Source organism: Shewanella litoralis (genome assembly GCF_009828585.1).
In the GTDB taxonomy this organism is placed as follows: Bacteria; Pseudomonadota; Gammaproteobacteria; order Enterobacterales; family Shewanellaceae; genus Shewanella; species Shewanella litoralis.
This window is the reverse complement of the sequence record NZ_WSRZ01000115.1, coordinates 1-344: the sequence shown is the minus strand read 5'-3', so window position 1 is coordinate 344 and position 344 is coordinate 1. Positions and strand designations below refer to the sequence as shown.

General features: G+C 44.5%; 1 rRNA gene. It reads right to left on the bottom strand.

Annotated elements, in window-relative coordinates:
* Positions 1 to 114 (bottom strand): 5S ribosomal RNA (gene rrf / locus GQA99_RS20350); the annotation flags it as partial.
* Positions 115 to 344: the final 230 nt, after the last annotated feature.

Genomic DNA, 344 nt, shown 5'->3' with positions numbered 1-344 from the left:
CTGGAAATGACCTACTCTCACATGGGGAGACCCCACACTACCATCGGCGATACTGTGTTTCACTTCTGAGTTCGGAATGGGATCAGGTGGGACCACAGCTCTATGGTTTCCAGACAAATTTTGTATAAACAAGGAGAGAGGACGCGCTTCGCGCTACTAGGACCTAGAACCTAGGACCTTCTCTTACCTTATTTAATAATTCGGCAAGCTGATGCAGTCGTCTTTCAGACTCGCTTTGTTGAGTTATCACACTATTTAAGTGCTCTATTCTAATACTAAGTATCAGTAAAACCCATCTGGGTTGTATGGTTAAGCCTCACGGGTCATTAGTACAAGTTAGCTCA